Annotated in this window: 18 protein-coding genes; 2 read left to right on the top strand and 16 right to left on the bottom strand. The window is 51.8% G+C overall.

Annotated elements, in window-relative coordinates:
* The 4 genes from ACTOY7_RS16040 to ACTOY7_RS16025 form a co-directional block, all read right to left on the bottom strand.
* The coding region (locus ACTOY7_RS16040) for a carbohydrate ABC transporter permease (protein WP_482670815.1) at positions 1 to 724 on the bottom strand (724 nt) is incomplete at its 3' end.
* Positions 721 to 1,596 (bottom strand): carbohydrate ABC transporter permease, encoded by an 876-nt coding sequence (locus ACTOY7_RS16035; RefSeq protein ID WP_482670816.1) that lies wholly within the window; start codon positions 1,594 to 1,596, stop codon positions 721 to 723. The genes ACTOY7_RS16040 and ACTOY7_RS16035, both read right to left, overlap by 4 nt.
* Positions 1,597 to 1,754: 158 nt before the next feature.
* Positions 1,755 to 3,119 (bottom strand): ABC transporter substrate-binding protein, encoded by a 1,365-nt coding sequence (locus ACTOY7_RS16030; RefSeq protein WP_394684023.1) that lies wholly within the window; start codon positions 3,117 to 3,119, stop codon positions 1,755 to 1,757.
* Positions 3,120 to 3,307: 188 nt separating this feature from the next.
* Positions 3,308 to 4,810 (bottom strand): response regulator transcription factor, encoded by a 1,503-nt coding sequence (locus tag ACTOY7_RS16025; protein WP_482670817.1) that lies wholly within the window; start codon positions 4,808 to 4,810, stop codon positions 3,308 to 3,310.
* 355 nt (positions 4,811 to 5,165) lie between these two features.
* Here ACTOY7_RS16025 and ACTOY7_RS16020 point away from each other — a divergent pair, with 355 nt between their 5' ends.
* Entirely contained in the window at positions 5,166 to 6,749 is a 1,584-nt protein-coding gene (locus tag ACTOY7_RS16020) for an AAA-like domain-containing protein (protein ID WP_160283536.1), read from the top strand.
* A gap of 169 nt (positions 6,750 to 6,918) precedes the next feature.
* Here the strand turns inward: ACTOY7_RS16020 and ACTOY7_RS16015 are convergent, their stop codons facing one another.
* From ACTOY7_RS16015 to ACTOY7_RS15975, 9 genes are all read right to left on the bottom strand, one after another.
* The gene (locus ACTOY7_RS16015) at positions 6,919 to 7,629 is read right to left on the bottom strand and encodes a PD-(D/E)XK nuclease domain-containing protein (protein ID WP_330690632.1); all 711 of its coding nucleotides are present in this window, start codon (positions 7,627 to 7,629) and stop codon (positions 6,919 to 6,921) included.
* Complete coding sequence (locus ACTOY7_RS16010) at positions 7,617 to 8,273, bottom strand: AAA family ATPase (protein WP_482670818.1); 657 nt, start codon at positions 8,271 to 8,273, stop codon at positions 7,617 to 7,619. The genes ACTOY7_RS16015 and ACTOY7_RS16010 overlap by 13 nt, the downstream gene beginning before the upstream one ends.
* A 74-nt stretch (positions 8,274 to 8,347) precedes the next feature.
* On the bottom strand, positions 8,348 to 9,571 hold the full coding sequence (locus tag ACTOY7_RS16005; RefSeq protein WP_482670819.1) for a peptidase U32 family protein: 1,224 nt from the start codon (positions 9,569 to 9,571) through the stop codon (positions 8,348 to 8,350).
* A gap of 161 nt (positions 9,572 to 9,732) precedes the next feature.
* Complete coding sequence (locus tag ACTOY7_RS16000) at positions 9,733 to 10,395, bottom strand: O-methyltransferase (RefSeq protein WP_482670820.1); 663 nt, start codon at positions 10,393 to 10,395, stop codon at positions 9,733 to 9,735.
* A 193-nt stretch (positions 10,396 to 10,588) separates the two neighbouring features.
* On the bottom strand, positions 10,589 to 12,253 hold the full coding sequence (locus ACTOY7_RS15995) for a ribonuclease J (RefSeq protein WP_160283533.1): 1,665 nt from the start codon (positions 12,251 to 12,253) through the stop codon (positions 10,589 to 10,591).
* A 41-nt stretch (positions 12,254 to 12,294) separates the two neighbouring features.
* Positions 12,295 to 12,555, bottom strand: a complete 261-nt coding sequence (locus tag ACTOY7_RS15990; protein WP_160283532.1) for a DUF1292 domain-containing protein — start codon at positions 12,553 to 12,555, stop codon at positions 12,295 to 12,297.
* An 80-nt stretch (positions 12,556 to 12,635) separates the two neighbouring features.
* Complete coding sequence (gene ruvX, locus ACTOY7_RS15985; RefSeq protein ID WP_300884886.1) at positions 12,636 to 13,091, bottom strand: Holliday junction resolvase RuvX; 456 nt, start codon at positions 13,089 to 13,091, stop codon at positions 12,636 to 12,638.
* A 6-nt stretch (positions 13,092 to 13,097) separates the two neighbouring features.
* Entirely contained in the window at positions 13,098 to 13,361 is a 264-nt protein-coding gene (locus tag ACTOY7_RS15980; RefSeq protein ID WP_160283530.1) for an IreB family regulatory phosphoprotein, read from the bottom strand.
* Positions 13,362 to 13,574: 213 nt separating this feature from the next.
* Positions 13,575 to 14,960, bottom strand: a complete 1,386-nt coding sequence (locus tag ACTOY7_RS15975; protein WP_394683551.1) for a MiaB/RimO family radical SAM methylthiotransferase — start codon at positions 14,958 to 14,960, stop codon at positions 13,575 to 13,577.
* Between the two features lie 323 nt (positions 14,961 to 15,283).
* Here ACTOY7_RS15975 and ACTOY7_RS15970 point away from each other — a divergent pair, with 323 nt between their 5' ends.
* A complete protein-coding gene (locus ACTOY7_RS15970) occupies positions 15,284 to 15,517 on the top strand; it encodes an HPr family phosphocarrier protein (protein ID WP_044984597.1) in 234 nt (77 codons plus the stop codon).
* Positions 15,518 to 15,678: 161 nt separating this feature from the next.
* On the opposite strand, the gene thiI is transcribed toward ACTOY7_RS15970, so the two are convergent.
* The 3 genes from thiI to ACTOY7_RS15955 all read right to left on the bottom strand — a co-directional run bounded on the left by thiI (position 15,679) and on the right by ACTOY7_RS15955 (position 18,984).
* The gene (gene thiI, locus ACTOY7_RS15965) at positions 15,679 to 16,860 is read right to left on the bottom strand and encodes a tRNA uracil 4-sulfurtransferase ThiI (protein WP_160283528.1); all 1,182 of its coding nucleotides are present in this window, start codon (positions 16,858 to 16,860) and stop codon (positions 15,679 to 15,681) included.
* 94 nt (positions 16,861 to 16,954) lie between these two features.
* Positions 16,955 to 18,112 (bottom strand): cysteine desulfurase family protein, encoded by a 1,158-nt coding sequence (locus tag ACTOY7_RS15960; protein ID WP_482670821.1) that lies wholly within the window; start codon positions 18,110 to 18,112, stop codon positions 16,955 to 16,957.
* 137 nt (positions 18,113 to 18,249) lie between these two features.
* The gene (locus ACTOY7_RS15955; protein WP_482670822.1) at positions 18,250 to 18,984 is read right to left on the bottom strand and encodes a 16S rRNA (uracil(1498)-N(3))-methyltransferase; all 735 of its coding nucleotides are present in this window, start codon (positions 18,982 to 18,984) and stop codon (positions 18,250 to 18,252) included.
* Between the last annotated feature and the right edge of the window lie 47 nt (positions 18,985 to 19,031).

The raw sequence follows: 19,031 nt of genomic DNA, 5'->3' as shown, positions 1-19,031 counted from the left end.
GATTGAAGCTGCTGGCCAGCTGTCCCTGATAGCTGTACAGCGTCAGCTGAACTGTCGTATTCTCGGAACCCGGCAGGAAATACAGCGGATTCGTAAAGTCGTTGAAGGTCTGCACGCCGACCAGGATGATGAGCGTCGCCTGGATGGGCTTGAGCAGAGGAAAGATCACCTTCCAGAAAATCTGCCATTTGCTGCAGCCGTCGATCCGGGCCGCTTCCTCCAGTTCCTTCGGGATGGAGGCCATATACCCCCGGTACAGCATGATCGCAAACGGCGTCTGCAGAGCGATCTCGATCATCACCATAGAGAACATGGTCTTGTAAATGTGCATGCTCTGCAGCAGATGGATCGTAGGCAGGATCGCCGCCGGGATCATCAGTCCCAGCATGATCATGGCCTGGATGCCTGTCATCAGTTTGTCGCGTCTTCTCTGGATCACATAAGCCGCCATGGCCGCGGTCACCAGAAGTCCCAACACGGTGAAAAATGTCAAGATCCCGCTGTTCTTGAATGCGGTCACCAGCTGGTAGTTCCCATGCTTGAACACTTCGATATAATTTTCAAAATGGAGCTCACTGGGCCAGCTGATGGACAGCTTGTTGGCCTCTGCCTTTGATTTCAGGGACTGCACCAGCATAAAATAAAACGGGACCAGGAAGATGACGCAGGTCACCAGCACGCCCAGGATATCTCCCAGGAGAAGAAGTCTTTTTTTCTTTTTCATCCCTGGATCGCCTCCTCTCTCTTATTCAGGAAATGCTGCAGCGGGAATGCGATCACGGAGATCAGGATCAGCATGACCACGTTGCCTGCCGTAGAAAGTCCATAGAATCCGGCCGCATACTGCTTGTAAATGACGGATGCCAGTACGTCCGTGGAAAATCCGGGACCGCCGCCTGTCATCGCCCAGATCAGGTCGAAGGAACGCAAGCCTCCGATCAGGGAGAGGATGATGATAGAATTCTGGGAAGGCGCCACCAGAGGAAGGGTGATGTGCTTCAGCTGCTGCCATCCTGTCGCTCCGTCGATGGAGGCCGCCTCATAATAGGTCTTGTCAATGGACTGGATCCCCGCGATATAAATGACGACGGAAATGGAAAGTCCCTTCCACACGTCCGTCAGGATGATGCTCAGAAGCGCGGTCTTGGGATCCCCCAGGAAATCAATGGGTGTCCCGCCCAATGCCTGGATCGGCATGTTTAAAAGTCCCTTGGTGGGGTGCATCATGTACGAAAAGGCAAGGCCCACCGCCATCATGGACACCAGGTTCGGGAAAAATACGGCCGAACGGATGAAGCCCTTGGATTTGATCTTGCTGGTCAGGAATATGGCGATAAAAAATGCCAGAATGACTTTTAACGCGCTGGTCCCGAACGCATAGATCAGGGTATGTATCACGGAAGAGCTCATGGAATGTTCGGAAAAGAAAAGCTTATAGTTATCAAGTCCGCAGAATTTCGCGGTCTCAAAGTTCCATACGGTCAGACTGTAATACAGGGAAGATATGATCGGCCACAGGAAAAAGACCACGAAAATGATCAGGGACGGAAGGACAAACCAGACGGGGTACATGCTCCGTTCTTTTTTTGTCTTCATAGTAAAACCTCCTAATAATTTATAACCTATTTGCACGGTTAATGGATTGCCTGCTGGATGGAATGCCCCTCCCCCGGGAGGTGACGGCATTTGCTTTTTAAAAATGGCCGCCCGGCACATCCAGGCGGCCACACTTTTTTCTCTCAGGCTATCCGGTTTTATTCCCAATCGTAGCCAAGCTGTACAGCGGACTTCTTGCAGTCATCGTCATACATCGCGGCCGCTTCCTCCCCGGACATCTGTCCAAGGCCCACTGCCGTGGTCATCTGCTCGCAGGTGGTTCCTTTGATCGGAGACTGGTATTCCAATGCCGGAACGGTCTTTCCGTCGTCAAAATATTTCTGCATGTCTACACGTACCGCGCTGCATACGGAATCCGGCAGCTCATAGCCCTTGATACAGGACGGTCCGTTTGCTCCGTAGGTTCCGAAGTACAGATCCAGCGCTTCCTCGGAATAGTAGAACTCGAAGAATGCCTTGATCGCGTCCACATTCTCGGTATCTTTGTTTACATACCAGCTCATCGGCTCCCAAACAGTCAGGCCGTGATCGTCCGCATCGTCTCCGGGAACCCCGAATACGCCGATATCGTCCGGATCTTCTACATTTTCCAGGATCAGCGGAAGCTGCTGGGTCAGGATGAACCAGTGGGTCGCTTCGCCTGTCGCGATGGCAAAGTTTCCGTCTGTAACCGTTGCCGCAGATTTGTCAGCGTTCAGATAATCTACCAGATCTTCGTACTTGGTCCAGCTTCTGGTTGCCTCGGGAACGTCCGCGTATTTTGCTTTTCCTTCTGTGTAATCATCTGCGAAAGTCGGGTTGGCCGCCGCAATGTTGTAGTAGTCGCCCAGGAACAGTACCTGTGTTGCCCAGGTCTCGCCGCCGGTGAAGTATACCGGAGTCTTGCCCGCGTCTGCCAGAGTCTTGCAGTTGTCTACAAATTCATCCCAGGTGTGGGGAACTTCCAGCTTCAGTTCTTCATAGTCCGGCTTGTAATAGATGACCGCGCCTGCCTGTGTGGAGGACTGGGGAGCACCGTATACCGCGCCGTCAATGGTAACAGAGCTTAAGAACGCGTCGTCAAATTTGTCCACAATCTCCCAGTCGGAAATGTCCATGAAGCCCCGGGACGGGTTCAGGTCATACAGCTTGGAGCCGGAATTGTAAGCCATAAAGTCCGGAAGGTCGCCGGATGCCATCCTGGTCTTGATGATATTATCGCCCTCGGATCCGCCCGGGTTGACTTCTACTTCGAATTCCATACCCAGCTTCTCGGTAGCCGCTTCCATCACCGCCTGCGTGCCCGGGTTGTTCTCCGCGTTGCCTGCCCACCATTTCAGGGTAACTCCTGCGTAGGGCTTATCTCCGCTGTCTCCGGAGCTCTCGTCGGAGCCTGCGTCCTCTGCTGCCGGAGTTCCCTCGCCGGAGCCGGATCCGCCGCCGTCAGATCCGCCGCACCCGGTCAGAGCCAGGCCCAGTGTCATCGTACCCGCAAGAATCAGTGACAAAACTTTCTTCTTCATAAATTGAATCCTCCTTGTTCGTTTTCTTGTTTCAACATGGGTTTATTTTACCCGCTGAACTTCGAAAAGTACATGGAGGATTCAAAACAATGCTCTTGAAAAATCGAAACACTTTTATCTGCCGCGCGGCAGACGGTCTTCCCCTGCTGTCTCTTGGAAACGATCGTCCGGCGCCCTGACAGGTCATTCTACTTAATATAGTCCGCCGGACTCTTCCCTGTATAGGAATGGAAGATCCTGCTGAAATAAAACTGATCCCGGTAGCCCACCATCTCCGCGATATCCTTCACAAAGAGCTCGCTGTTCTCTTCCATGAGCGCTTTTGCCCGCTCCATGCGGATCCCGGTCAGATACTGGTTGTAGGACTGCCTGGTGTACTTGCGGAACAGCTTGCTCATGTACGCCTGGGAGATGGCAAACAGGTTGGAGATGGCCTGGAGGGAGAGTGGTTCGGAAATGTGGCCGCTTAAGTAGACCTTGATCTTTTCAAAAAATTCCGGGGAGTCTACCTTTATGTTTTCCTTCTCCTTTTCTGTCAGCTGATGGATCGGCGTGTACAGATTCTGCCGCAGCATCTCCATGCTTGTGGAATAGTAAAAGGCATCCTCAAACTGGTACTCGCTCTCAATCAGGGATTCCTCGCTCTTGGTCTGCATGCGGATGAAGTTCAGTGTCCGCCTGGCCGCCTGCTCCAGCCAGATCTGCGGCCGCTTCTCCTCCTCCCACCTGGAAAATGCTTTCCCAATGCATTTCTGGATCTGATCGTATCTGCCGGTCTTGGCATACTGCTCCATCTCCTGCAGGATGCCGGAAAGCTCTGACGTATCCGGAGAGGGAACCCTTTCCATCAGGAGCCGCTTTTGATCCAGGTCCACCACCTGGGAAAGCCCCACCGTGCTGAGCGTATTCAGCCAGTAGTACAGATCCCGGATTTTTTCAGAGATCTCCGGTCCGGAAAATGCCTCCCCATAATAGAGAAGGGTGGTATAAGACCCTTCCGTCTTCTGCCGGCGCTCAACCCTGGTCATGTAGTCGATCAGGGGCTGCGCCCCCAATACCTCTTTCGGGATCAGAAACAGCTCTTCCATGTTATCCCGCCCAAAGACCATGTAGGCTTCGTCAATGGTGCCGTACAGCTCCGGCTCCCTGGCCGGGGAATACCTTCTCGGAAGTCCGTTTTCCCGCAGGAGCGCCGCGTAAAACTCTTTATATGGAAAGAACGCCTGAATCTCTTCCAGGGAAATGCTCTCCCCCACGCAGATCTTCCGGAAGATCCCGACCCGCCTGTCATAATAAAACTTCCTCAGCTTTTCTTCCACATTTTTCATGGTGCGCAGCATCTGGGAAGGAACAATGGGCTTGGTCAGGTAATCCAGCACCCCGCCCCGGAAGGCGTCCCTGGCATACTCAAAATCCTGGTAGCCGCTGATAATGCAGAAGCACAGATCCGGCCGCATCCCGCTGGCCTCCCGGACCAGCTCCAGACCGTTTTTCACCGGCATCTCCACGTCCGTCAGCACCAGATCCGGGGACGTCTTCTTGATCAGCTCCAGCGCCTCGCTCCCGTTCCCAGCAGTGCCCACCACCTCAAATTCCGGGCATTGATTTTCTATGATGCAGCAAATGGCCTTGACTGCCATGACTTCGTCGTCTACTACCACGACTTTATATCGGTTTCCGTTTGGTTTCATTATGCCGCTCCTCCCTGACATGACGCGGAAAGCCCGCCGCAGGCAGCCTTTCCGCATATGTTGATATGAATAGCACCCGCATTGCCGCCGGGTGCTATTCAAAGTCTTTCAATATATCCTTTTTCTTTTCACTATACATTACTCCATAATTTTATGCAATATTTTTGTGAAAACTTTGTGATGCACAAAGTTTGCCTGAATACCAACTTTTATGTGCATCCTCCTGGCCAATCAGCGTGGTGATTGGTCAGGAGGTGACATATAACGATTGCCTGCACGCTTTCCCTATGCTACAATAACATTACAGCTGCCATAAAAAAAGACACCAACATCATTTCACCCGGGAGGGAGCCTTATGCCAAAAAGATTTAATATCACCGGAGTCTGCATACCAGAGCTGCATTATATGGTAAATATTGAAAAACGCATTGACCGGATTGTCCGGGATTATATCACGAACGGAAGCTATTTCACGATCAACCGTGCCCGTCAGTTTGGGAAAACGACCACTCTGTATCTCCTGGAAAAACGTCTGAAAGAGCAGTACACGGTGATCCGTCTCAGCTTTGAAGCGGCAGACGAATTGTTTCGTTCTATGGATATCTTTGCCAGGGGGCTCATCCGCAATATCAGACGGGAATTGAAGCTGCAGGGAGCTGCTCCTGCGCTCATAGATGCCTGGTCCCAGCCCGTTTCCTCTGAGTTTCCTTTTCATGATCTGAGCGACCGTATCACAGATTTATGTACATCCAATGCGAAAAAGATCATTCTCATGATCGATGAAGTGGATAAAAGCTCTGATAATCAGATTTTTTTATCTTTCCTTGGTCTGCTTCGAAATAAATATCTGGATCAGCAGCAGCAAAGAGACGCCACATTTCACTCTGTCATACTCGCAGGAGTCTATGATGTCAAAAATCTGAAGCTTAAGCTCCATCCGGGGGAGGAGTCAAAATATAACAGCCCCTGGAATGTAGCCGCTGACTTTACGATGGATCTGAGCTTCCGGCCGGATGACATTGCCGGAATGCTTGCCGCATATGAGAATGACTGTCATACCGGCATGGATATCCCTGCTTTTGCCCAATGGCTCTATGATTATACGGACGGATATCCTTATATGGTATCTCGTCTCTGTATGCTGATCGATGAACAGGTCGCCGGCAGTGACGATTTTCCTCTGCAGAAGGATGCCTGGACGAAGGAAGGATTTCTGAAAGCAGTCCGAATCTTTTTGCAGGACTCCAATACACTTTTTGATGATGTGGTGAAGACATTGGAGCAATATCCGCTGCTGAAAGACCGCATGAAGGATATCCTGTTCCGTGGAACCCGGTATTCCTTTGAAAACAGCAGCCCGATCATCAATATGGGGGTCATGTTCGGATTCCTGAAAAATATGGATGGTTCTGTGGCAATTGCGAACCGGATTTTTGAGACAAAGCTGTACAACCTGTTTCTCTCAGAGGATGAGTTGGCCTCTGCCTCCCTGCCGGAAAGCTGGGACGGCAAAAACCAGTTTATTGTACATGGAATGCTCCAGATGAAGCTCGTCATGGAAAAGTTTTTTGAATATTTTGTGGAAATCTGCGGAAATGCCGATGAAAAATTCATTGAAAACGAGGGCCGCCGGATTTTTCTCATGTATCTCCGTCCGATTATCAACGGCGCCGGAAATTACTATATCGAAGCCCAGACCCGCGACCGGACGCGGACAGACGTCATCGTAGACTACAGGGGACAGCGCTTCATCGTTGAACTCAAGCTATGGCGGGGAAACGCTTATCACAAGCGCGGGGAGCGGCAGCTTCTTTCTTATCTGGATTACTATAATGAGGATACCGGGTATCTTCTGAGTTTTAATTTTAATAAGAAAAAGCAGACCGGTATGCATGAAATTTTGCTGGATGGGAAGAAGATTCTGGAAGTGGTCGTGTGATTCCAGCTTATTTTCACAAAATCCTGCTCGAAATAGGTCTGTCGGAAAATCACTGTATACCTGCAATATGCTGCTGTGATTCATCGAATCTCAAAACAATATATTGCAGATAAACCGTATGTTCCGACAGCCTCTTTCATTTACCTATGGAACATATTTTATAAATACTTCAAGGCTGTTCTGCCTCCATTTCGCATTCTTCCAGCACTTCTATTTTACAGCTGTGCTTTTTACTCCCTTTATCATATGCAATCCCGACTCCAAGGATCCGTCCCTGATACATCCGCTTTTCCGCCAGTTTTCCCTGGAAACGCAGCAGATATCTTCGGTTTTTGATCTGCTGGATCGCCTCCTCAGGGGTGTCGTTAACCTTCAGCTCCAGAATGATCCCATCCGCCTTCTTATCCTTTGGATAGAATATAAAATCCACATAACCGATCCCTGCTTTATCCTCCCGTTCAATCCGATAGGAATCCCTTGCCGAAAGATAAACCAGATTCACCACGGCTGTCAGATCTGTTTCATTGCTGTAGCTGAGCAGCGGAATCTCCGTATTGTGCGCATATTCCAAAATAGACAGCATCGTATCCGTATCCCCTGAAATGGTTGCCGCAAGCATCCGGTCTGATTCTTTCGCAAGGCGGTACACGTATCCCAGAGACGGCTCTTTTAACAGCATTTCCTCAAATTGATCCATCAGTTCCTTATTCGGGATAAATATCTTCCCCTGTTCGCTGCTCAAAAAACCATAGACCACCATCGCGGAAAATATTTCTTCCTTTGTAGTCAGGCTCATGGATGAGGCCGCATATTCCCGGATCTTTGCCCGAACCGGCACTCCGGATACCATCAGTGCAAGCGCGTCCCTCACATCGTCCACATTTTTCTCGACATAGTAAAATAAAAGGGCTGGTCCTTTAACAGACTGCTCAGGAAGGCGATATACTCTTTCTTGTCCTGATCCGTCACAAAACTTCTGTGGAAAATGAAATCCCATTCATCCAGCACAAAGATAAATTTGACCTCTTCCTCCAGTTCATAAATATTATTGAACGCATCCCAAAGCGCATCCTTTTTATCAATGCACGCATCCGGGTAGGCGCGCGTCAAATCTGCTAGAAGCCTTTTCTGAATCCTGAAAATATACTGTTCGTAAGTCCTGCATCCTCCGGGCATCTCGTTAAACGTAATATAGATCACATTATGCTGGTTCAGATGCTCTTCAAACTGCTCACAGGCCCGAATCTCCAATCCGTCAAAAATTTTATGGCCATCATACCCTTTGCCGAAATAAGCGGCTATCATATTTGCCGCAACGGTCTTTCCAAAACGGCGGGGTCTTGTAATGCAGATATACTTGTTTCCCTGGCCTGCCAGGAGTCCGTTTTCACTGCCTGTCCGCTTTCCGGGTCCAACGATCGGGATCAGTTCTTCCAGAAGCCCGGTTTTATCTACGAAATACACGGAGTTCACTGTTTCCTGAAAATTGTTCTGCGGTTTCCTGCTGTTTAAATAAATTCCCATCCTGCCATCCCCTTCCGTTACTGACATTGCATCAAAATATTCTGAGCGGCAGATTTATTCGGTTCTCAGTATGTCTATTCCGCTCTCCGCAGGATATCATACCTCTCGGCCTTCCCTTCCAGATCCACATACACGATCTGCTTCGCATGGGGGGCGCTCTCCTGCTCCTCCCCGTCCTCATTGATGATTCGGCCCACCCGGACCTCCACGTTCCTGCCGTCCGGCTTCATGATCTCGATCCGTTCTCCCACGGAAAACTTATTCCTCTGCTCGATCCGGTACAGCCCGTCCCGCGTTTCCCCCACAGTTCCCAGATAGGTGTACTCCTTCACATACGTACTCTCATCGTAGATCTGGGTATTCTCATCCGGCCTTCCGAAGAAAAATCCAGTGGTAAACTGCCGGTAGGTGCAGTTCGAGATCTGCTCCTGATACCAGGGCATCTGTTCCTGATATGTTTCCGGGCTTTCCCGGTAATCATCCAGCGCCTTCCGGTAGGTCCGGGCCACCGTAGCCACATACAGCGCCGTTTTCATGCGCCCCTCGATCTTTAAGCTGTCCATCCCCGCTTCCACCAGCTCCGGGATATGTCCGATCATACACAGGTCCTTCGAGTTAAATATATAAGTCCCCCGGTCATTCTCATAGACCGGCAGATATTCTCCCGGCCTGGACTCCTCCACCACCGCGTATTTCCAGCGGCATGGATGGGTGCAGGCCCCCTGGTTGGCGTCCCGCCCTGTAAAATAATTACTCAGCAGGCATCTTCCGGAATAGGAAATGCACATGGATCCGTGGATAAACACCTCGATCTCCAGCTCTTCTGGAATCCTCCCGCGCAGCTCCCTCAATTCCTCCAGGGAAAGCTCCCGCGCCGCCACCACCCGGCTGGCCCCCTGCCGGTGCCAGAAGCGGTACGTTCCGTAGTTCGTGTTATTGGCCTGGGTGCTGATATGCCGCTCGATCTCCGGGCAGACCTCCATGGCAATGTCATAGACCCCCGGGTCCGCAATGATCAGAGCATCCGGCCGCAGCTCCTTCAATTCCAGAAAATATTCCCGCGCCCCGTCCAGATCCCGGTTGTGCGCCAGGATATTGGCCGTTACATATACCTTGACACCGCGGGCATGCGCAAAGGCAATTCCCTCTTTCATATCCTCCATCGAGAAATTTTTCGCTTTCGCACGCAACCCAAAAGTTTCTCCGCCGATATAAACCGCATCCGCACCGAATATCACTGCCGTCTTCAAGACCTCCAGGCTGGCCGCCGGGATCAATAATTCCGGATAATCTCTCATGTCATAATTCCTTTCCCATACACCTCTTGCAACTGTTCAAACCAGCAGACCACAGACCCATGTGCCGCTCAGACGATCCGCTGCTACTATCATTTTCTGCTTCTCGCTGTTCTGAATCGTTGCTTCATTTTCTCCTGCTGTTCTGAATCACTGCTTCATTTTCATACACTTCTGTCAGCGGTCCCCGCCTTCACGCTTACCGCCACACCGTCTCCGAGCGGCAGGATGGATGTCACAAGCTCCCCATTGTGCTTGATCTCATACAGGTATTCCCGCATCCGGGCATGGATCGTCCGGTCCCGCCGTTCCACCGCAAACCGGGACTCGAACACATCCCCGCCCTGCAGCACGTTGTCCGACACCAGAACTCCGCCTTCCCTGAGGAGCCGGAGCACCTCCGGCAGATAATGGATATACTGCGCCTTCGCCGCATCCATAAACACAAAATCAAACTTCCCTTCCAGCCTCTTAAGCACCTCCAGAGCATCCCCTTCCATCAGGGTGATCTGCTGCTCCCTCCCCGCGCGGCGGAAGTTTTCTCTGGCCGCAAGGATCCGCTTTTCATAATTTTCGATCGTTACAAATCGGCAGCCCTCCGGCGCGTATTCACACATCAGCAATGCGGAAAAGCCTGCTCCCGTTCCGATTTCGAGAACTTTTTCAGGTCTTTGTAAACTTATCAGTGTCTTTAAAAAACTTTGTGTTTCTTTGCGGATGATTGGAACCCCCTCTTCCAGAGCTTCCCTCTCGATCTCCTCCAGCATCGGACACTCCTCCGTCTCCAGAGACCGGATATACGTAACCACTCTCTCCTCTGTGATCATCTTCCCATCCCCCTTTCCTGAAAAACCCATACCAATGGTCGAAAATTTCCACCTGTACGGTTGCTTATCCAAGCTCTCAGTTTCTTGCGATAAATTGCATAAAACTGAGATTCCGGATTGCAGCCGTAAAGGCGGAAAAAGTTCAGACAGACCGATATCCGGCCTGCCTGAATCCATTTCTTCCATATCCTTTTTACACATCCATAATGATCGGAATGATCATCGGCCGTCTCTTCGTCTTCTTCCAGATAAAATCATTCATGGTATCCCGGATGGATGTCTTGATCTTGTTCCAGTCTGTCCTCCGGCCTGCCAGACATTTATCCAGGCTGTCGGAGATGGCGTGTCTCGCTTCCTCCATCAGCCCTTCCGACTCCCGCACATACACGAATCCGCGGGACACGATATCAGGACCTGCCAATAAACGGTTGCTTCCCCGCTCCAGGGTGAGCACTACGATGATAATGCCGTCCTCTGCCAGATGCTGTCTGTCGCGGAGAACGATATTTCCTACGTCTCCGACGCCCAGACCGTCTACCAGGATCGCGCCCGTATGCACCTTGTCCACGACCTTCGCCGATTCACTGGTCAGCTCCAGCACATCGCCGGACTGGATGATAAAGATATTCTCCTTCGGAATCCCCAGGGAGCGCGCCACCTCCGAATTGGCCTTTAAGTGGCGGTATTCCCCATGTACCGGGATGGCATACTTCGGCTTCACCAGAGAGTAGATCAGCTTCAATTCCTCCTGGCAGGCATGTCCGGACACATGCGCCTCCTGGAAGATCACATTGGCTCCCTTTGCAGACAGCTCATTGATCACGCGGGAAACAGACTTTTCATTTCCCGGGATCGGATTGGAGCTGAAAATGATCGTGTCCGTAGGCTGGATCGTCACCTTACGGTGCACATCTGCCGCCATACGGGACAGCGCCGCCATGGATTCCCCCTGGCTTCCTGTGGTGATCAATACCATCTTTTCCGGTGGATAGTTGCGCATCTCGTCAATCTCGATCAGCGTATTTTCCGGCACATTCAGATATCCCAGCTCAGACGCGGTGGAAATGATATTCACCATACTCCGTCCTTCCACGACCACCTTCCGTCCATACTTATATGCAGAATTGATGATCTGCTGTACACGGTCCACATTGGACGCGAACGTGGCGATGATGAGCCTGCTGTTCTGATGCTCCGCGAAAATATGGTCAAAGGTAATTCCTACTGTCCGTTCCGACTGGGTAAATCCCTTCCGCTCCGCGTTCGTGCTGTCTGACATCAGCGCCAGCACGCCTTTTTTTCCGATCTCCGCAAAGCGCTGCAGGTCAATGGCATCTCCGAATACCGGTGTATAATCCACCTTAAAGTCGCCCGTATGCACCACGATCCCTGCCGGAGAATACAGCGCCAGCGCCGACGCGTCCTGGATGCTGTGATTCGTCTTAATAAACTCAATGCGGAACTGCCCCAGATTGATGGACTGTCCGTGATGGACGACCCTTCTTCTTGTCGTCCGCAGCAGATTATGCTCCTTTAACTTATTCTCTATGATTCCCATAGTCAACTTCGTCGTATAGATTGGAAGGTTCATCTCCTTCAAAATATACGGAAGCGCGCCGATATGATCCTCATGTCCATGAGTGATCACAAATCCCTTCACTTTCTCAATATGATCCTTCAGATAACTGACATCCGGTATCACCAGATCAATCCCCAGCATATCATCCTCGGGAAAGGCCAGACCGCAGTCCACCACAATAATACTGTCTTCATACTCAAAGGCAGTAATATTCATTCCGATCTGCTCCAGCCCTCCAAGAGGAATGATACGCAGCTTTCCAATATTCTCTTTTTTCAAAAACACACCTCCATCTTTATATTATGTATCATGTATTTATATCACATTGTAATATCCGTATTCTCCAGCAGTTCCTCAAACACGCCGGAAACAGCCTTCAATTCCGTGTCTTCTTCTACGATCTCATAAATACAGTCTCCGTCTTCCCCATTGCCGGACTCCCGCAGGATCAGACATTCCGCGTCGCCCTCCTCGGAATCCGTCACAAGGATATATGTAGAACCGTTGATCTTCGTCTGCTCCAATACAAAAAATTCAACCGCTTCATCCGTATCATCGAAAGTAAATTCAATCTTTTCCATTCTGCTTCCCCTTACTGCCGTAACTCCAATACTGATTCCAGTTCGCGCCCTGGCCGATAATCCGCAGGCGCGTCATCTGTTCACTCCCTCACCGATGTCTCCGCGGATGCATCTCCTGTCCGCAGAGAATCCAGGTATCCCTGCAGGATAAAGACCGCCGCGATCTTATCGATGTACTTCTTCCTGTCCTCCCGCCGAACCTGGCTCTCGATCAGCGTCCGTTCGGCAGCCACGGTCGTCAGACGCTCGTCCCACATGACCACTTCCAGGCCGGTCCGCCGAATGAGCATTTTCTGAAACTCCAGAGACTTCTCCGCCCGTTCCCCGATATCATGATTCATGTGCCTGGGCAGCCCCAGTACGATCCTGCCCACCTCATATTCCCGGATCAGCTCCTCCAGCCTTGCGCAGGTCCGTCTGAGCTTGTTCTCCTCTTTTCGTTCAATCGTCTCAATCCCCTGGGCAGTCAGAAGCAAGGCATCGCTGATCGCGACACCTACTGTCTTCTCCCCATAGTCCAATCCCATGATCCTCATAACAGATTATGCCCAGGAATTGTGCTCGATATACGCTTTTAACAATTCTTCCACCAATTCGTCCCGCTCCACCTTCATAACCAGGCTTCTGGCTCCGTTATAGCTGGTAATATATGTCGGATCGCCGGACATCACATACCCCACGATCTGATTCACTGGATTATATCCCTTTTCCTTCAATGCCTTGAACACGATCTCCAGAATGTCCTTCGCTGAGATCTGCGGTCCCGGCTCCACCTGAAAGAATTGGGTATTACTTAAATCGCTCATGTTTTTTCCCTCCATTTCACTTCTGTTCTTTCTGTCAGTCTCGAAACAAAACACTCAGCAACGCCGTACTTTTCACTTTGATTCCACTGCCGCCTGAGCAAAAGACGTCCACAGTCACTGACACTTCCTGCTGCCTATTGTAGTTTCAATCCTCCATGAGGACATATTTCAAACACACTCTATCTACTATTCTAATATAAACCCATCCAAAATTCAATGAATAATTTGTAAATCCTCATTTATCCGGATTTTTCTAATCTGATTCTGCAGATTTTCCTCTGCTTCCAGCGCAATCTTCAGATATTCCCGGGTGTGGCCCACCTGATATTCCCTGCCGCCCTCGGTCATGCCTTCCTCCACCAGAACTTCCACTTCCTTTCCCAGAAAGCTCCTCTCATACGCCGCCTGCTTCCTCTTCCCCAGTTCGATCATCCTCCGGCTTCGTTCCGCCTTCACAGGCTCCGGCACCTGGTCCGGCATGGCGGCAGCCCTGGTCCCCTCTCTCCTGGAATATTTGAAAATGTGAGTCTCATAAAAATCAACCTGATCCACAAATTCCATGGAAGCGGCAAATTCCTCCTCCGTCTCCCCCGGAAAACCTACGATAATATCCGTGGTCAGTGCCGGATTCCGAAAATATTTCCGCAGAAGGGCGCATTTTTCCAAGTACTCCGCCGTCGTATAGCGCCGGTTCATCCGTTTCAGAGTCGCGTCACAGCCACTCTGCAGCGACAGATGGAAATGCGGACACAGCTTCACAAGCCCCGCCGCCGTCCGGACAAATTCCTCCGTAATGATCCGGGGCTCCAGGGAACCCAGCCGGATCCGCAGGATCCCGTCCACCTCGTGGACCGCCCGGATCAGAGCCAGAAGGTCCGTTCCTTCCTGTCCCGCAGTGAAATGTTCCTCCCTGTTTAATATTTCCCCGGACGCTTCCGAGCCTTCGTGATTAGGAGCCTTTTCCCGGAAATCCGCCCCGTAGGAGCTCAGATGGATCCCGGTCAGCACCACTTCCCGGTAGCCGTTTCGGGCCAGCTCCCGCACCTCTTCCACGACGCTCTTCAGGCTCCGGCTTCGCACCCGCCCCCGGGCAAAAGGAATGACGCAGTAGGAGCAGAACTGGTTGCACCCGTCCTGCACCTTGATATAAGCCCGGGTATGCTCCCCCGGTTTTGTCAGATGGAGCTCCTCATATTCGCCGGTATGGTTGATATCGATCACCCGGCTCATCTGCCCGTCTTCCTCCGCGCCGTCCTGCAGATATTCTTCCAGGATCCGCGCCAGGTCTTTCTTCCGGTTATTCCCGATCACAATATCCACCGAAGGATCCATCGCGAGATGCCCCTCCTCCCGGGCCTGCACGTAGCATCCCGCCGCGACCACCACCGCGTCCGGATTCATTTTCCTGGCGCGGCGCAGCATCTGTCTGGACTTCCTGTCCGCAATATTAGTCACGGTACAGGTATTGATGATATAAACATCCGCCCGCTCCTGAAAAGGCACAATCTCATATCCCGCCCCCTCCAGCAGCTCCTGCATCGCCGCCGTCTCATATGCATTTACCTTACAACCCAGATTATGCAATGCCGCTTTTCTCATAGCTTCCCCCGAATTTTATATAGTAGCTGATTTTTACATGCCGTGAATAGTAGTTACAGGTCACACCTTGACCAGGCGTGCCCTGTAACTCAGGCCGTCATTTTAAATTGCCTACGGCAATGGACGGCCTGAATACCAGCTCTTATGTGCATCCTCCCGACCAATCAGCGTGGTGATTGGTCGGGGTGTGACATGTAACGAATAGTAACGAATAGTAACATTTTTTTCATCACTTTTCTTGACTTTTACAAGACTATCCCGTAGAATGAATGCAGGGCGTAACGGCCCTTCAAACTCATCATCCAAAGGAGGGATATATCATGATGAAAACAGTGCAGATTTCATTAAATTCAATCGACAAAGTGAAGTCATTTGTTAATGAGATCACGAAGTATGATAATGACTTTGATTTAGTATCCGGAAGATATGTTATAGATGCCAAGTCCATCATGGGCATTTTCAGTCTGGATCTGTCCAAGCCGATCGACCTCAACATCCACGCTGATGGAGAACTGGAGGACATACTGGCTGCCCTGGATGCGTACATTATCAAATAAGCTGCCCGATCACCGGCGGGCCTGGCAAGCTGATATCTGAATATAAGCTTGTCCGCCGCACCAGGCTGTCTCACATAGGAGGCAGCCTTTTTTGTTCTGTTTAATCTAAAAAGCTTCTCCGAATCTTCCTCACTTTTATTCACCCGGCTGCCGCCGGCGTCCTAACGGATCTCAATCACTTCCGTAGTCTCAACCGCTGTTTTCACAAGCTCCTCAATCTGTTCCTCCAGATTCCGCTCCGACTTTTCGATCCGCTCCAGATCCGGCCTTGTCACCGGATGCTTTGCCACAAAAATCGTACAGCAGTCCTCAAAAGGCTGGATGGATGTCTCATAGGTATCAATCTTCTGCGAGATCTCCACAATCTCCCGTTTGTCAAATCCAATCAGCGGGCGGTAGACCGGAAGACTGCACACCGCGTTGGTCGCCGCAAGGCTCTGCATGGTCTGGCTGGCAACCTGTCCGATGCTCTCTCCGGTGATCAGCCCCAGACAGCCGTCCTTCCGCGCAAAATGCTCCGCGATCTTCATCATATACCGGCGCATGATGATGGTCAGCTCCTCGTGAGGACATTTTTCATAGATATATAACTGGATATCTGTAAAATTCACCACATGCAGCCGGATGGGCCCTGCATACCGGGCCACCAGCTTTGCCAGATCCACCACCTTTTCCTTGGCGCGCTCGCTGGTATAAGGGGGCGCGTGGAAATAGGTCGCCTCCAGCGCAACACCCCGCTTCGCGATCATATACCCCGCGACCGGGCTGTCGATCCCGCCGGAAAGCAGAAGCATGGCGCTCCCATTGGTTCCCACCGGCATGCCCCCCGGTCCCGGGATGATCTCCGAATAGACATAGACCTCCTCCCGGATCTCCACATTCAGCAGGATATCCGGTGTATGCACGTCCACGCGCATCTGAGGAAATGCCTCCAGGATCGCTTCCCCCAGGGCACAGTTGATCTCCATGGAGTTAAGCGGATAATGCTTGTTGCTCCTGCGCGATTCCACTTTAAAAGTCTGATTCTTTTCCGGATACCGTTCCGCCACATAAGCGATAATATCCTCCTTGAGCTGATCAAAGCCTGCATTTGCCAGACGGACCACCGGACAGATGCCTACGATCCCGAACACCCGGCTCAGGGCATCCGCCGCGTCCTCCTGGTCATATTCCCCTTCGCAGTCCACATAGACTCTGCCGTGGGTCTTGCGGACCGCGAAGGTCCCGTCCACATCCTTTAAGGCATACCGAATCTGGCGCACCAGCGCGTCCTCAAACATATACCGGTTCTTCCCCTTGATCCCGATCTCACCGTACTTAATTAAAAATGAATGAAACTTCATGCTGTTCTCCTTTAGATTTCCAAAGGGCAGAGTTCCTCTGCCCCTGTCCATCGTTACAGGTCACTGGTGAACCAGCTTCCTGTAACGACCCATTTCAGCGCCTTGTAAACTTCCGCAGTACCGGTACACAATTATATAATGTTTCCAGCGTATAGTCAATTTCCTCTTTTGTGGTAAACTCCGACATGCTGAACCGCAGCGTGGCGTCCAGATATTCCCGGGCCGCGCCGATCCCCTTGAGCACACCGCTCACCGCGGGATGATTGGAGGCGCAGGCGGAACCGGAGGACACATAGATCCCCTTTTCCTCCAGCGCATGGAGCAGCACCTCGCCGCGGATCCCCGCAAAGCCCACGCTGATGATGTGGGGCGCGCTGTTCTCATCCGTCAGCCCGTGGATTGTCGTATTCGGAATCTTCGTGACCCCTCCCAGGAAATGCTCCTTCAATTCCCGCATCAGCGCCACCTTCATGTCCAGATCCCGGTAGATCATCTTCGATGCCAGGCCGATCCCCGCGATCCCCGGTACATTTTCCGTGCCGGAACGGATATTTTTCTGCTGCTCTCCGCCGTACACGATGGGAGTGATCTTCACTCTCTCATTGATATAGAGGAAGCCGATCCCCTTGGGTCCGTGGATCTTGTGCCCGCTGGCGGACAAAAGATCCGCGCCCAGCCGCTTCGGATAGATCCTGTATTTCCCGAAGCCCTGAACCGCGTCCGTATGAAATAAGATCGCCGGGTTATAGCTTTTTACGATCCTTGCCGCCTGTTCGACGGGCTGCACGGCTCCCACCTCGTTGTTCACATACATGACCGACACCAGGATCGTTTCCTTGCAGAGCGCTTCCCGCAGTGCCTCCAGCTTAATCTGCCCGTTGGCATCCACCGGAAGGTAGGTGACCCGGAAGCCCTCTTCCTCCTCCAGATGGCGCATTGTATTGAGGATCGCCGGATGCTCGATGGCGGACGTAATCAGATGATTGCCCGACCTGCGCGCCGCCCTTGCGGTTCCGATCAGAGCCAGGTTGTCGCTCTCCGTCCCGCCCGAAGTAAAGAAAATTTCCTTCGCATTCACCTTCAAAAGCCGGGCGAGGGTCTCTTTTGATTCCTTGACATAGTGCTCTGCCTCCACACCCTTGCGGTGCATGGAGGAGGGATTGCCATAATCCCTGCACATTACTTTATAAACCAGTTCGCCGACCTCCGGATAGCACCGGGTGGTCGCCGAATTATCCAAGTAAACTTCCATGATATCTTTCCTTTTTTTATTTCTTACTTACAAAATATGATAGAACCGGGAGAGTCGTTCCTGATTCGGTCCTGTATTGGCCGGATGCCGCGCGGCGCGTGTGCGGCACTGCGTGAGCAGTCATCTGTATATCCTTGCTACTCCAAATGATAAAGCAGCATGGACAGCATCACGAATCCGGCCGTTTCCGTCCGCAGGATCCGTCTCCCCAGCGTTACCGGCGCCGCGCCGAGAGCCACGGCCTGCTCCACCTCCGCTTCCTCGAATCCGCCCTCCGGCCCGATAAAGATCCCCACCGACTGTCCCGGACGGATCCCTTCAATGACCTGCCGGGTGGCCTCCATTCCTTCCGCTTTTTCATAGGGGATCAGGAGCACATCCAGTTCCCCGGCAGAGGCAAGCGCCTCGGAAAAGGTCATGGCCTCCCGCACCCGGGGGATCCGGCTGCGTCCCGACTGCTTGGCTGCGGATTCCGCAATGGCATTCCACCGCGCGGTCTTTTTCTGCGCCTTCTTCTCATCCAGCCTGACCACCGTCCGGCCTGTCACTACCGGCACGACCTCATACACGCCAAGCTCCGTAGCCTTCTGGATGATCAGCTCCATCTTGTCGCTCTTCGGAAGCCCCTGAAACAGGTATAACTTCGAAGAAAGCTCCCTGTTTTCCTTCCAGGTATCCACGATCTCAAACCACACCAGTCCGTCCGTGAAGGACTCCAGCGCGCAGAGATACTGCATCCCCTCCCCGTCGCTGACCATCACCTGGTCTCCGCGCTTCATGCGGAGGACATTTTTAATGTGGTTCACATCCGGGCCTTCCACATAGAGCCTGCTTCCCTGTATCTGCGAATGTTGTATAAAAAAACGATGCATTTCCTTTCTCCTGTCAAAACGCGTTCCTGCTCAGACCATGACCGGAT

The sequence above is a fragment of the Schaedlerella sp. genome (assembly GCF_056796775.1).
Note: the sequence above shows the minus strand (reverse complement) of the source record. Positions and strands in the feature narration are given on the sequence as shown.

Excerpts from the sequence above, each read along its gene's own strand:
- ACTOY7_RS15955 (WP_482670822.1), bottom strand. The coding sequence starts at position 18,984 with ATGCATCGTTTTTTTATACAACATTCGCAGATACAGGGAAGCAGGCTC.
- ACTOY7_RS15960 (WP_482670821.1), bottom strand. The coding sequence starts at position 18,112 with ATGGAAGTTTACTTGGATAATTCGGCGACCACCCGGTGCTATCCGGAG.
- ACTOY7_RS15980 (WP_160283530.1), bottom strand. The coding sequence starts at position 13,361 with ATGAGCGATTTAAGTAATACCCAATTCTTTCAGGTGGAGCCGGGACCG.
- ACTOY7_RS15990 (WP_160283532.1), bottom strand. The coding sequence starts at position 12,555 with ATGGAAAAGATTGAATTTACTTTCGATGATACGGATGAAGCGGTTGAA.
- ACTOY7_RS16005 (WP_482670819.1), bottom strand. The coding sequence starts at position 9,571 with ATGAGAGATTATCCGGAATTATTGATCCCGGCGGCCAGCCTGGAGGTC.
- ACTOY7_RS15970 (WP_044984597.1), top strand. The coding sequence starts at position 15,284 with ATGAAAACAGTGCAGATTTCATTAAATTCAATCGACAAAGTGAAGTCA.
- thiI (WP_160283528.1), bottom strand. The coding sequence starts at position 16,860 with ATGAAGTTTCATTCATTTTTAATTAAGTACGGTGAGATCGGGATCAAG.
- ruvX (WP_300884886.1), bottom strand. The coding sequence starts at position 13,091 with ATGAGGATCATGGGATTGGACTATGGGGAGAAGACAGTAGGTGTCGCG.
- ACTOY7_RS16010 (WP_482670818.1), bottom strand. The coding sequence starts at position 8,273 with ATGGGAATTTATTTAAACAGCAGGAAACCGCAGAACAATTTTCAGGAA.
- ACTOY7_RS16025 (WP_482670817.1), bottom strand. The coding sequence starts at position 4,810 with ATGAAACCAAACGGAAACCGATATAAAGTCGTGGTAGTAGACGACGAA.
- ACTOY7_RS16030 (WP_394684023.1), bottom strand. The coding sequence starts at position 3,119 with ATGAAGAAGAAAGTTTTGTCACTGATTCTTGCGGGTACGATGACACTG.
- ACTOY7_RS16000 (WP_482670820.1), bottom strand. The coding sequence starts at position 10,395 with ATGATCACAGAGGAGAGAGTGGTTACGTATATCCGGTCTCTGGAGACG.
- ACTOY7_RS15975 (WP_394683551.1), bottom strand. The coding sequence starts at position 14,960 with ATGAGAAAAGCGGCATTGCATAATCTGGGTTGTAAGGTAAATGCATAT.
- ACTOY7_RS16035 (WP_482670816.1), bottom strand. The coding sequence starts at position 1,596 with ATGAAGACAAAAAAAGAACGGAGCATGTACCCCGTCTGGTTTGTCCTT.
- ACTOY7_RS16020 (WP_160283536.1), top strand. The coding sequence starts at position 5,166 with ATGCCAAAAAGATTTAATATCACCGGAGTCTGCATACCAGAGCTGCAT.